General features: G+C 63.0%; 11 protein-coding genes. 5 read left to right on the forward strand and 6 right to left on the reverse strand.

What is annotated here, in order from left to right:
* Positions 1-7 precede the first annotated feature (7 nt).
* The 3 genes from rpsP to SynRS9902_RS09835 all read right to left on the reverse strand — a co-directional run bounded on the left by rpsP (position 8) and on the right by SynRS9902_RS09835 (position 4036).
* Complete coding sequence (rpsP, locus tag SynRS9902_RS09825) at positions 8-406, reverse strand: 30S ribosomal protein S16 (protein ID WP_186508995.1); 399 nt, start codon at positions 404-406, stop codon at positions 8-10.
* 79 nt (positions 407-485) lie between these two features.
* The gene (ffh, locus tag SynRS9902_RS09830; RefSeq protein ID WP_186508996.1) at positions 486-1982 is read right to left on the reverse strand and encodes a signal recognition particle protein; all 1497 of its coding nucleotides are present in this window, start codon (positions 1980-1982) and stop codon (positions 486-488) included.
* 68 nt (positions 1983-2050) lie between these two features.
* Positions 2051-4036, reverse strand: coding sequence for an IMS domain-containing protein (locus tag SynRS9902_RS09835; protein ID WP_186510603.1), 1986 nt, complete (start codon positions 4034-4036; stop codon positions 2051-2053).
* A gap of 101 nt (positions 4037-4137) precedes the next feature.
* Between SynRS9902_RS09835 and pdhA the strand changes: the two genes are divergently transcribed.
* The gene (gene pdhA / locus SynRS9902_RS09840; RefSeq protein WP_186508997.1) at positions 4138-5223 is read left to right on the forward strand and encodes a pyruvate dehydrogenase (acetyl-transferring) E1 component subunit alpha; all 1086 of its coding nucleotides are present in this window, start codon (positions 4138-4140) and stop codon (positions 5221-5223) included.
* Positions 5224-5268: 45 nt separating this feature from the next.
* On the opposite strand, the gene SynRS9902_RS09845 is transcribed toward pdhA, so the two are convergent.
* Together SynRS9902_RS09845 and SynRS9902_RS09850 are read right to left on the reverse strand one after the other, a co-directional pair.
* The gene (locus tag SynRS9902_RS09845) at positions 5269-6207 is read right to left on the reverse strand and encodes an RpoD/SigA family RNA polymerase sigma factor (RefSeq protein ID WP_114988423.1); all 939 of its coding nucleotides are present in this window, start codon (positions 6205-6207) and stop codon (positions 5269-5271) included.
* A gap of 178 nt (positions 6208-6385) precedes the next feature.
* A complete protein-coding gene (locus tag SynRS9902_RS09850; protein WP_186510604.1) occupies positions 6386-7909 on the reverse strand; it encodes an NAD(P)H-hydrate dehydratase in 1524 nt (507 codons plus the stop codon).
* A gap of 50 nt (positions 7910-7959) precedes the next feature.
* Here SynRS9902_RS09850 and mnmA point away from each other — a divergent pair, with 50 nt between their 5' ends.
* On the forward strand, positions 7960-9111 hold the full coding sequence (mnmA, locus tag SynRS9902_RS09855; protein ID WP_186508998.1) for a tRNA 2-thiouridine(34) synthase MnmA: 1152 nt from the start codon (positions 7960-7962) through the stop codon (positions 9109-9111).
* On the opposite strand, the gene SynRS9902_RS09860 is transcribed toward mnmA, so the two are convergent.
* Positions 9063-10478 carry an apolipoprotein N-acyltransferase gene (locus SynRS9902_RS09860; protein WP_186508999.1) on the reverse strand — a complete coding sequence of 472 codons (1416 nt, stop codon included), beginning with the start codon at positions 10476-10478 and terminating at the stop codon, positions 9063-9065. The two genes, mnmA and SynRS9902_RS09860, sit on opposite strands and share 49 nt — an antisense overlap.
* Positions 10479-10531: 53 nt before the next feature.
* On the opposite strand from SynRS9902_RS09860, the gene SynRS9902_RS09865 reads away from it, so the two are divergent.
* From SynRS9902_RS09865 to sodN, 3 genes are read left to right on the forward strand one after another with little or no spacing between them, the layout of a single operon-like run.
* Positions 10532-10861, forward strand: coding sequence for a phasin family protein (locus tag SynRS9902_RS09865; RefSeq protein WP_006850663.1), 330 nt, complete (start codon positions 10532-10534; stop codon positions 10859-10861).
* A 51-nt stretch (positions 10862-10912) separates the two neighbouring features.
* Complete coding sequence (locus SynRS9902_RS09870) at positions 10913-11512, forward strand: FKBP-type peptidyl-prolyl cis-trans isomerase (RefSeq protein ID WP_186509000.1); 600 nt, start codon at positions 10913-10915, stop codon at positions 11510-11512.
* Positions 11513-11554: 42 nt separating this feature from the next.
* Positions 11555-12028, forward strand: a complete 474-nt coding sequence (gene sodN / locus SynRS9902_RS09875; RefSeq protein ID WP_186509001.1) for a superoxide dismutase, Ni — start codon at positions 11555-11557, stop codon at positions 12026-12028.
* The last annotated feature ends 44 nt before the right edge of the window (positions 12029-12072 follow it).

A 12072-nucleotide genomic window follows, 5' to 3' on the forward strand; every position in this document is an offset into this window, starting at 1 on the left:
GGAATGATCAGCCCTCGGTGGATTCGGATTCTGCGGAATCAGAAGCTTCAGCTTCTGCAGCCTTCTCTGCAGCCTTGGCCTCGGCAGCCTCTTTGGCGGCTTGCTTGGCATCAGCTTCACGCTTGGCCGCTTGCTTGGCTTTGCCCACGGTCTCTGCAGGACGCACGGTCTTTTCCAGAAGACCGCCGCGCTCGAGCAGCGTGCGAACCACATCGGTGGGTTGGGCACCCTGACCCAGACGCTCACGGATGGCCTCGGTGTCGAGGCGCGTTTCCTTCGTCCGCGGGTTGTAGAAGCCCAGCTCCTGCAGGGGACGACCGTCCCGACGTGAGGTGCTGTTGCAGGCCACGAGGCGGAAGCTCGCTTCCCGCTTCTTGCCAAACCGCTTCAGGCGGAGCTTGATCATCGTGGCCCTGGAATGAAGGAAAAGAGGTGGTCCGGCGACGCCGAAAGGCCCGCCAAACAACCACCATACCGTTCCGCCCTCACAGATCCCCAAAGCCCTTCTTCTTCTTGGCGGGTCGCTGCCGCTTCGGTGGTCCTCCGCGACCGGGACGGCCTCCACCTCCGGGCATGCCACCCATACCAGGCATTCCTGGCATGCCGCCCATGCCCGGCATGCCACCCATTCCGGGCATCCCAGGCATTCCCCCCATCCCGGGCATTCCGCCCATGCCGGGGATGTTGCCCTGGCTCATCTGCTGCATGAAGCCGCGCATTTTCTGGAAGTCGGCCAGCACCTTGTCCACATCTGCGGCCTGATGGCCGCTGCCGCTGGCAATCCGGCGACGCCTTGAGGGTTGACTCGCCAGGAGGTCGGGATTTTCCCGCTCCTGCTGGGTCATCGAACCGATCATGGCCTCGATGCGCTTGAGCTGCTGCTCACCCTGCTTGAGCATGCCGTCATCGATCTTGTTCATACCCGGGATCATTTTCATCAGCCCCCCCAGCGAGCCCATGCGCTTGATCAAGCGCATCTGCTTCACGAAGTCCGAGAAATCAAACGTCGCCTCCTGCAGCTTCTTCTGCATCTTTTCGACGTCGGCGAGTTCGACCTCCTTCTGGGCCTTCTCCACCAGCGTCAGCACATCACCCATGCCGAGGATGCGACTGGCCATCCGTTCGGGATGGAACGGCTGCAGGGCCTCAACCTTCTCTCCGGTGCCGATGAACTTGATCGGCTGACCGCTCACCTTGCGGATCGAAAGGGCGGCACCACCGCGGGAATCACCATCAAGCTTGGTGAGCACCGCTCCGGTGATGCCCACCTGGTCGTGGAAGGCTCGGGTGAGTTCGGCCGCTTCCTGACCGATCATCGAATCCACCACCAGCAGCACCTCATCGGGCTGCACAGCGGTGCGGATCCGCACCATCTCCTCCATCATCTCGGTGTCGATCTGGAGGCGACCGGCGGTGTCGACCAAGAGCGTGTCGAAGCCTTCCTCTTTCGCTTTGGCCAGACCAGCGGCTGCAATGTCTTCCGGTTTGGCCTCAGCACCGAGGCTGAACACCTCCACATCGATCTGAGAACCGAGCGTTTTCAACTGCTCGATGGCGGCTGGTCGGTAAACGTCGGCGCCCACCATCAGGGCTCGTCGACCCTGATCCTTGAGGTGGAGGCCCAACTTGGCCGTTGCGGTGGTTTTACCGGCACCCTGAAGACCGGCCATCAACACGACGGTGGGAGCTTCAGCCGCCTTGGCCAGAGGAGCGTTATCGCCCCCCATGACCTCCACGAGCTGTTCATGGACCACCTGGATGAACTTCTGATCCGGGCTGACCCCGCGCACCACCTCCGCACCAACGGCTTTATCGCGGACCTCAGCCACGAACTCCTTCACCACCGGCAGGCTGACGTCGGCTTCCAGCAAGGCCCGACGGACGTCCTTCAGGGCTCCATCGACGTTGGTTTCGCTGATGCTGTCTTGGCCACGCAGCCCCTTGACCGCATCCTCAAAACGGGCTGAAAGCTCGTCGAACATCGGCGTTACGCCCCTGGATCAATGGGGTGATCGTAAAAAGCGACGGTCAAGCAACCCAGGCAAGCAACTCAGGAGCCCGGGATGTAGTCGTGCAAACGCCATTGGGTTCCATCTCTGCCGAGCACGTAGGTGACGATGAAATCAGTCGGTGCCGTCTCATCAATCACGGTGCCGTCAGCAGCCTGAAGGCGATCGCTGTAGGCCACCTGGGCCAGCAGTTCGATCCTCTGAGGGCTGCGATCGACCACCTCGATAGTGGTGATGGAGGCATCAATCGACTTGGATCGCTCTGCAGCCTGATCAGCTTCCCGCTCCTGCTCTACGCGCTTCACCAGGGGCTCCCTCGCCACGACGGAAAGATCAGCCGGCTCACCGGAGAGCATCAACGCCTTGGCATCAAGCCATCCCTGGAGCAAGGCCTGAAGCTCGGCTTCCGTGGGGGCATCACTCACCAGTGGCTCAGAAGGTGCTGAAGGCTCAAGGTCGGGCTTCAGGCTTGCGATGGGCTCGTCATCCACAGGAGACAAAGCAGCATCGAGCTCCTGCGTCTCGTCAACCTCGTCACCTTCCTCCTCCTCAAAGGAGCGTGAAGCGGTTTCCGGCAACAGCGGCGCAGGATCCCAGTTGCGTCGAACCAGGCCAAAACCCGCAACGGTGATCCCGACCAGTGCAACAGCGGCAGCAGCGGGGCGAAACCAACTTTGCTGCCAAAAACGTTGCTGCCAGAACGGCGTGGCATCCGCGTCTTCGGCGTCAACGTCCTGGTCTGATTCAGCCGCTTCGCTCGAGGCACTAAGGGATGCATCGCCCGCCATTGCCCAGGCCAGGCTGATTTCTTCGGCACCAATCTGGCGCGACGCCTTGCGATCGAGACGATCGACAAAACCCTGCACGTCACGATCAGCGAACCAGGCATCTAAGTCAGCACCGGAGGCATCGACGTCGCGATATCCCGGCAAGACATCGCGTTCAAGCCAGGCCCGGCAGTACTCGCATTGCGCGGCCAGACGATCACCTGGGTGGTTCAAAAACCAAGCCTGCAGATCCGTATCCCGCAGGACGGCGAAATGCCGATCCGCATCCTTGACGTTGCCCAACAGCAGATCCAGGCAGCCAAGCAGCGGCATGGGATCGAGGTCTGCATTGGCAAGCGTCTGCAGCCGGTCGCGAGCCTGCTCGAGGAACTCAGGCTTGCGCCGCGAGAACCCCGCTGCGGTGAGCGCCAGAACCGTGAGGAAACCGGCATCGGCGGCACCCCCCTCAAACCAGCGGCTGAACAGATCGATCTGCTCCTGAACGGTGAGGAAACGGCGGATCTGATGGAAGAACGATTCAAAATCCTCCTGACTGAGGCTGCCGGGCTGATCACCATCAGCATCGGCAGCCTCCAGACCACCACGGGCCACGACCAGCTCATCCAACAGCGTTAAACCCCGTTGATGGGAGTCCTGATCGCCAAGATCACGGCTGAGCAAATCCAGAATTCTGAAAGGAGTCAGCCCTTGCAAGGCGTCTTCCAGCTGACGCTGCTGATCGGGCAGCTTGCCCATCCGCTGTTGCAGCTCAATGCCGTCAATCAAAAGTTGGGCCGCCGACTCATAGCGCCGTTGGTCCTGTTCCTCCACGGCCGCATCGCGGCAGGCCAGGGCAGCCAGGAGCGTCAGGTCCGCTTCACGACCACTGCCGAGGGCCGGGGCCTGGGGGGGTTGGAGCCCCTGCCGCGCCAACTGAAAGGCCTCGAGAGCGCCATGGGCCTCCCAAAGCAGCATCAGACCCGCCACCTCACTGCTGGTGGGAAGGTCCAAGCCCACCGTGCCATTGGGATGGGATTCACTGAGGCGCAACAGGGCTGCTTCGTACTCGGCCCTATCGGCGGGATCGGTCAACAGATCAGCTGAGCGGCGCAGCAGATCAGCCCGTTGGAGCAGAACCTCGTGGGTGAAGCCTTGATCCGGAGGACTGTCACAGCGGGTTTCCAAGCGGCGCAGAATCGCCTCTGGCCCTGCCGATGGACTGACGCCCAGAAGTCGGAAATGATCGATGGGCAGATCCAACAGCACCGCTGCGAGGAGACGCGGATCTTAGTCAGTGTCAGGGGTTTTGCCCATCGCTCATCGCTTGGCCCTTAAAGTTGAGCGCAATCCCCTAGGTGGACATGGGTCAGGACCTCGCTGTCGATTCCGCTCCGATTGGCACTGCGACTGCTGGTCCCCATGCCGAACGGCTCTCCAAATTGGTGACGGCACAACGGGCCACCGTGGACCGTGAGACCGGTCTGGAGCTGTACCGGGACATGACCCTGGGCCGGCGCTTCGAGGACAAATGCGCCGAGATGTACTACCGGGGCAAGATGTTTGGCTTCGTGCACCTCTACAACGGTCAGGAAGCGGTGAGCACCGGTGTGATCGGTGCGATGAAGCGTCAGCACGACTGGTTCTGCAGCACCTACCGCGACCATGTACATGCCTTGAGTGCCGGAGTGCCCGCCCGCGAAGTGATGAGCGAACTCTTCGGCAAGGAGACCGGTTGCAGCAAGGGTCGTGGCGGCTCAATGCACCTGTTCTCCAAGGAGCATCACCTTCTTGGCGGCTTTGCCTTCATCGCTGAGGGCATTCCCGTGGCACTCGGATCTGCCTTCACAAGCCGCTACAAGCGCGACGCCCTCGGTGATGCCTCCAGCAACGCCGTGACAGCAGCGTTCTTCGGCGATGGAACCTGCAACAACGGTCAGTTCTTCGAGTGCATGAACATGGCGCAGCTGTGGAAGCTGCCGATCATTTTCGTGGTCGAGAACAACAAGTGGGCCATTGGCATGGCCCACGACCGGGCCACCAGTGACCCGGAGATCTGGCGCAAGGCCAGCTCCTTCGGCATGGCCGGAGAAGAAGTGGATGGCATGGACGTTCTGGCGGTGCGGGCAGCGGCCCAACGCGCCGTGGAACGGGCCAGGGCGGGTGAAGGTCCGACCTTGCTGGAGTGCCTCACCTATCGCTTCCGCGGTCATTCCCTTGCCGACCCGGACGAACTGCGGGCGGAGGAAGAAAAGCAGTTCTGGGCCAAGCGTGATCCCCTCAAAGCCCTCGAGCGGGACCTGACCCAAGCGGGTCTGGTGAACAGCGAAGAGCTGCGCGCCATCGAAAAGGAGATCGACGGCATCGTTCAGGACTGCGTTGACTTCGCCCTCTCAGCACCCGAGCCAGATCCCGCAGAACTCACGCGCTACATCTGGGCTGAAGACTGATTCAACCGAACGGGATCCGTTAAAACCAACGTCTCCCGAGGCGGCTCAGATGCCGCTTGGGAGACGGCGGGTGAGGTTGCGCAGCTTGCGCAGCGCCTTAAGTTCAACCTGACGCACCCGCTCGCGAGACACCTCCATCAGGCGTCCGATTTCAGCCAGGGTGTGACGCTCGTTGCCCTCAAGCCCGAAGCGCATGCGCAGAACGTGCTGCTCCTGTTCGCTGAGGTGACTCAACCAGCGGCCCAGCTGCTCGTGATGAATCCGCTGTTCCACGATCTCGAGCGGTTCATCGAGGGATGAATCAGCGATCAGATCCCCAAGGAAGCTGCGCCCCTCCTCACCGTTGACGGGAGCATCCAGGCTGCTGGTGGTGAGCGCCTGACGCAGCAGCGAATCCAGCTCATCCAAGGGGATGTCCATGGCTTCGGCAATCTCCACACGGCTGGGCATGGCGCCGAGCTTGTGGGCAAGATCAAGACTCACCTTGCGGATCGTGGTGAGCCGCTCACTGAGATGAACAGGAAGCCGGATCGTGCGCGACTGGCAGGCAATTGCGCGGGTCATGCTCTGGCGAATCCACCAGAAGGCATAGGTGGAGAACTTGTACCCCCGGGTGGGATCGAACTTCTCGACAGCACGCTCCAGGCCGAGGGAGCCCTCCTGAATCAGGTCGAGCAATTCCAGACCTTTGCCTTGATATTTCTTGGCAACGCTGACCACAAGACGAAGGTTGGCCTTCATCATCCGCTCTTTGGCGCGGCGACCGATCCTCAGGAGACGGCGCTGTGCCGTGGTGAGTTCTCCATCCTCGAACTCACGGGAACCGTCTTCGGTGAGGGCCATCATGGCCTGCACCTGATTGCCCAACTCGATTTCTTCAGCTGGGGTGAGGAGTGGAATTCTGCCGATGGTGGCGAGATACCAACTGACGGGATCGCTGCTGCGCCGGCGTTGCGTCTCCAGCGGTTTGGAAGCTGTGGACACCTTGGGTGCTGCGGAAGTGAATTGACTTTCCTACGAACAGAAAGAATCTCGAAGTGTTTTCAGCAACCCTTCAGATTCAGAACAGCAAATCGCAACATTTCAGATTTGCGAAAGATTTAAAACCAAGAAAAGCTCTTTTGGGACCTGCCAGCCGAGGCAATCCAAACGACTCATTTGTTCAGACTTCGTTGAACATCGTTGTTTTCTTTTTCTGACACTGTGCTGTATTGATTTTCAGATAATCCGCAATCGCAGAAGCATCGCTTGAGCGAGCACGAACTGCCGCCAAACCATGCAAAGCCGCAGCGGCAGTGAAGCTTTCCAGCCCAGGCTGCTGCTCTGCCGCCACCGCCTGGGCGCCCCAACCGGTGGCAAAACCGGCCAGCACGTCACCCAGGCCGGTGCGGGCCACCCGAGGAGTCGTGCCGGTCAGCACCACGGCTGCACCTGATGGATCCGCCAGCACCGAATGCGCCCCCTTCAGCAAAATGCAGCAACCGCTGCAGCGAGCTGCGGACATCGCCCTTTCCAGCGCGTCACCCGCACCACAGTCTGGAAACAACCGCGCAAACTCGGCCGCATGGGGCGTGAGCCAGGTGGGCCCCCGCCGCTTCAACAACCAACGCCACCCCTTCGGACTGGCCGCCAGACCATTGATGCCATCGGCATCGAGCACCAGCAAACCGGCGACGCTGAGCATCTGCTCCGACCGCTGGTTCCACCAATGGCTGGACTCCCCCAGACCGGGACCCACCAAAACCGCATCCAGCCGCTCTGGAATCACCCCGTCCTCCAGTTGCATCACCTCCGGCAACACCTGCCACAAGCCGGATTGCAGACGGGGCGGCACAACGGCCTGAACACAGCCGCAGCCACTGGCCATGGCCCCCCGCAGCGCCAGATGTGCTGCGCCGGGATAACGATCACTGCCCGCCACCACCAGGCAGCGGCCCCGTTCGTACTTCATCGCCGTGGGCGGCAGCGGCGGTAACGGGGCCGAGCAGGCCTCTGTCACTGGCAGGCGGCGCGGCAAGACCGCAGCGGCGTTGTCCATCACCGAAGGCGGCAAGCCCAGATCGATCCGCACCAGCGCACCCACCCAGTGACGGGCCGGGTCCAGACACAACCCGCGCTTGATCCAGCCAACGCTGAGGGTGACCGAGGCACAGGCTGCCTGCTCGCCCAGCACGATTCCTTGGTCGGAACAAAGGCCTGACGGCAGATCCAGACTGATCAACAACCCAGGCTGCAGCTGCTGCCGACGCCGGAACAAATCCGCCAAGAACTCAGGCAGGGGCCGACTCTGGCCGAGCCCGAACACCGCATCCAGCCACAGTGCGGCTCCGCCGGGGTCGGGCTCGTCAGCCAGGCGCTGCAGACCAAGCCACTCGCCATGGCGCAGATGTTCAGCGGTGAGGGGCTTGCGAATCGGCAGGGGACACCACAACGACACCTCAACGCCAGCCAGGTGCAACTCCCGAGCCACCACCAGACCATCGCCACCGTTGTGACCGGGCCCCACCAGGACAACTACGCCATGGCGCAGCAGATCCAGGCGCGCCAGCAGCCAAGCCGCCATGGCCAGCCCCACCTTCTCCATCAAGGCCGCAACGGGCATGCCGCTGTCGAACAACCTCTGTTCGAAGGCGGCCATGGACGCGGCATCCACAAGCAGGTGATCAGAATCAGCGGGAGGCCACACCAGTTGCTGTTGCCGGGACCTCACTATGGAGAGAACTCCCTGCGCCGCCCATGGCCGTTGGATCCACCACAACCCGCGCTGGAGAGGCTGCTCTTGAGCGCCTGCGGCAATGGCCCGGGGAGCACCGCGTGGCCGTTGGTCTCTCTGGAGGCGTCGACAGTTCCCTGACGGCGGCACTGCTGGTGGAGGCGGGCTGGCAGGTGGAAGGCCTGACCCTCTGGCTGATGAGCGGGAAAGGGGCCTGTTGCGCCGAGGGGCTGGTGGATGCAGCCGGCATCTGTGAGCAGCTCGGCATTCCCCATCACGTGGTGGACACACGGGAGACGTTCCAGCAGGAGATCGTGCAACGGCTGGTGGATGGTTATCGCGATGGGATCACGCCACTGCCCTGCTCCCAGTGCAATCGATCGGTGAAATTCGGACCGATGCTTGATTGGGCCTTGCAAGAGCGCAAGCTGCCCCGCATCGCCACCGGCCACTACGCCCGGATCCGCCATGGCGGCGATCAAGGGCGCCATCAGCTGTTGCGGGGCCTCGATACCCGCAAGGACCAGAGCTATTTCCTCTACGACCTGCCCCAGGAGGTTCTGGGGCGCATCGTTTTTCCCTTGGGGGAACTGACCAAACCCGATACAAGGCTCGAAGCCGCCCGCCACGGTCTGCGCACCGCAGAAAAACCGGAAAGCCAGGATCTTTGCCTGGCTGACCACCACGGATCGATGCGGGCGTTCCTGGATGCCTATCTGCCCCCGCGGCAGGGGGAAATCGTGCTTTCGGACGGAACTGTTGTGGGCGAGCACGACGGCATCGAACACTTCACCATCGGCCAACGCAAAGGGCTCGGTGTGGCCTGGCGCGAACCGCTTCACGTCATCCGCCTTGATGCTGCGATGAATCGAGTGGTCGTCGCACCACGGGCCGAAGCCGGCCGAGACAGCTGCGTGGTGGGTGCGGTGAACTGGGTGTCGATTGACCCGATCGAGGCGCCACGAACCGTTGAGGTGCAAGTGCGCTACCGCAGTACGCCGGTGCGTGCGGAGCTTTCACCCCTCCCGACCACCGAGGCCGATCAGCAGCGGGAGCGGCCCCACCGATGCCGCCTCAGCTTTGAGGAGGAGCAGTTCTCGATTACGCCAGGCCAGGCGGCGGTTTTCTACGACGGCGACACCGTTCTGGGTGGGGGGCTGATCCAACGGGAATAGGGCGTGACGCGCTGGCGCACCTGAACGAGGGCCTCAGCGACGCCTGAAGCCTCAGGCGCAAGCAACCACTGCACCGACCCATTGGCCGAAATCAGCGCCGTGGGGCCCGTGTTGCCGACGCTGAGCAGATCCCGTCCTGTCTCGATCGCCCGTAACTGCGCCAGGGCCAGGAACTGCTTCTGCAGCTGCAGCGGGTAGGGGTCGAGATTGGCAATGGCCAGGAGCCAGGTGGCGCCATCGGCAGCAGCGCGCGCCAGAGCCACACCATCGGCGATCTCGTAGCAGATCGCAACGGCCGCAGGGGGTTCAACCACCGCCATCGTTCTCGGGGCCGGACCGGGGGTCAACCCACCGACCGCAGACAGTCCTGCCGTCAGCCCGGCGGGCAGGGGCGGGATCCATTCCCCGATCGGCACCAGACGGTGCTTGTCAGCCAAGGGAACAGGAAACCAGTCGGGCGGCTCGTACAGCAACAGAGAACTGCGTTGCTGACCCCGCACCCAACGAAATCCGCCACTGACCAGAGGAATGGCTGGAGCCTCTACCGGCAGCTGAAAACGCGCCGGCAGCGCTCCTTCCGGAGCCACCACAGCAGCCGGACTGGTGGGCTCCAGCTGACGCATCGCCTCCACCAGAGCTTGGGGAAGCGCCTGTTGACGCTCCAGATCGAACTTTTCTCGCGTGGGAACAGCGGGTTGCCAGACCCCCAGAGCAACGGAACCGACCGGCGGCGGCGGCGCCAACAACAGCCAGCTGCCCAAGCCATGGGCCAGCAGCACACTGGCCAATCCGAGCAAGCCCCAGCGACGCCAGGCTGCGGGTTGCTCGAACAGCGCCAGCAGGCAGCAGCCCCAGCACAACTGCAGCCAGGTCAGCCCTCCGGAACCGAACCAGCGGGCCAATCCCGCCAGGGGGCGGTCCCAGGGAAGGGTGGTGCCGCCGACGCCGATCCAGAACAACGGCGACCCCGACAGCACCAGTTCTGCCAGGGCCCAGATCCCGGCCAGCAGCATCAGCCGCACTGGACGTGGCCAACGGCGAGGCAGACGCCGCGACAGAACAGACCATCCGGCCAGGAGCAGAGCGGCAAGGCTCCCGCAGGCCAACCAGAGGGCCAGTGCCACAGGCAGGCTAAGCCAGGCGGGAACGCCCATCCAGGTGAGTGGATGCAGGGCCAGCAACCAACGGTGGCTGATCAAAACGGCCAGCACTCCCCAGCCCGCCGACCAGCGGGGACGCTCAACCACGGACCAGAGCAGGGCCAGGGCGGGGACCATCAGCAGGGGTCCGCCGAGGGATGGAGCCACACCAGCCAGAACGCCGCCCAACAGGGCCCGCGATCCGGCCTGCAGTTGGTGATTGCCCATGGTCAGAAGTCCCGGCCAAAGGCATCCTGGATCGGACACGCCCACCTGTCGCCATGGATGCCGCGAATCCTCTTCAGCAACTGCTGCTCCGCGGCCTGGGCACCACCACCCTCGTTGCTGAGCGTCTGCGCGGCGTCACCCAAAACTGGGTGAGCAGTGGCCGGCTGGATCCGAACGAAGCGTCCGCATTGGTGGACGACGTGCTCAAGGCCCTGCGCGGGGAAACCCCCGAACTGGAACAGCAGATGGGGCGCAACCTGGAACGCAACCGCGACAACCTTCTCCAGGACTTCGGCGTTCCAAGCCAGAAGGAAGTGGATGAGCTGCGCGGCCGCATTGATCGCCTCGAGCAACAGCTGCGGCAGATGAACCGGCCTGAATGAACGCCGACGCCGCGGACCGGGGGTCAGAATCAGCGCAACAGAAGCCTTTCCGTGCGCGACATCATCATCAGCACAACGGTCTGTGTGGCCTGCCTGCTCCTGGCCCTGGTCAGCCAGATCGTGGCCCCCTCCACCGTTTCCGCAGCACCGGCGCAGCCTGCTGCCGTTCGCAGCGAGGCTTCGAAACCCCAGAAGGCGTTGAGCTTCGAACTCGACCCTGACGACCCCAACCCGACTCTTTTCGCCATGGCCAACGATTCCGCTCCCGCCGACGCCTCAGCCCTCGGCGGCCCCCTCGATGCACCAGACACCACCATCACCGCCAGTGGTCTGAAAATCATCGAGCTGGAGGTGGGCAGCGGCGACGAGGCCACCCCCGGCCAAACGGTGGTGGTGCACTACCGCGGCACCCTGGAAGATGGGCAGCAGTTCGATGCCAGCTACGACCGGGGAACCCCTTTCAGCTTCCCCCTCGGGGCTGGCCGGGTGATCAAGGGCTGGGATGAAGGCGTCGCCGGCATGAAAGTGGGCGGCAAGCGCAAGCTGGTGATCCCTTCCGACCTCGCCTACGGAACCCGTGGCGCCGGTGGTGTGATTCCCCCCAACGCAACCTTGATCTTCGAGGTGGAACTGCTCGACGTGAAGAAGTAAGCGGAAGCTAGGCTCATCTCAAGCCAATTCCGCTCTGAACCGATGCTGCGCTCGGCCCTTTCCGCCCTTGCATGTGCCCTCCCTGCCCCCGTGGCAGAAGCCCACTGCGACGGTCCTTGTGGCGTGTACGACCCGGCTTCCGCTCGCGTGGCAGCCGAAGCCGTGCTTTCGATGACCAAAAAGCTGAAGACGATGGAAGCTCCCGCAGCTGGTGACGCCTCTGCCCTGGCTGCTTACAACAACACCTTCGGCCGCTACGTGGCCATCAAGGAAGAGGAAGCACAGAAGACCAAAAAGGAGCTGTTGATCCTCTGGACCGACTACTTCAAGCCCGATCACCTGGCCACCTTCCCCGACCTGCACGACACCTTCTGGAAAGCAGCCAAGCTCTGCAGCGCCTGCAAGGTGAACATCGATCAGGCCAAGGCTGAGGAACTGATGGCCGCCGTTGAAAAAATCCACGGCATGTTCTGGCAGTCCAAGGGCCGTTCCGACGCCTGGGTCACCGCATCCTGAGTTCAAACAGAACCAATCCCCCCATCGCAGCAGCAGGTCTTCGC

The organism is Synechococcus sp. RS9902, assembly GCF_014279635.1.
Taxonomy (GTDB): domain Bacteria; phylum Cyanobacteriota; class Cyanobacteriia; order PCC-6307; family Cyanobiaceae; genus Parasynechococcus.

What these genes read in the sequence shown, in the direction of transcription:
- SynRS9902_RS09860 (WP_186508999.1), bottom strand. Translation starts at nt 10,478, where the DNA reads ATGGGCAATCACCAACTGCAGGCCGGATCGCGGGCCCTGTTGGGCGGC.
- ffh (WP_186508996.1), bottom strand. Translation starts at nt 1,982, where the DNA reads ATGTTCGACGAGCTTTCAGCCCGTTTTGAGGATGCGGTCAAGGGGCTG.
- SynRS9902_RS09865 (WP_006850663.1), top strand. Translation starts at nt 10,532, where the DNA reads ATGGATGCCGCGAATCCTCTTCAGCAACTGCTGCTCCGCGGCCTGGGC.
- mnmA (WP_186508998.1), top strand. Translation starts at nt 7,960, where the DNA reads ATGGCCGTTGGATCCACCACAACCCGCGCTGGAGAGGCTGCTCTTGAG.
- sodN (WP_186509001.1), top strand. Translation starts at nt 11,555, where the DNA reads ATGCTGCGCTCGGCCCTTTCCGCCCTTGCATGTGCCCTCCCTGCCCCC.
- pdhA (WP_186508997.1), top strand. Translation starts at nt 4,138, where the DNA reads ATGGGTCAGGACCTCGCTGTCGATTCCGCTCCGATTGGCACTGCGACT.
- rpsP (WP_186508995.1), bottom strand. Translation starts at nt 406, where the DNA reads ATGATCAAGCTCCGCCTGAAGCGGTTTGGCAAGAAGCGGGAAGCGAGC.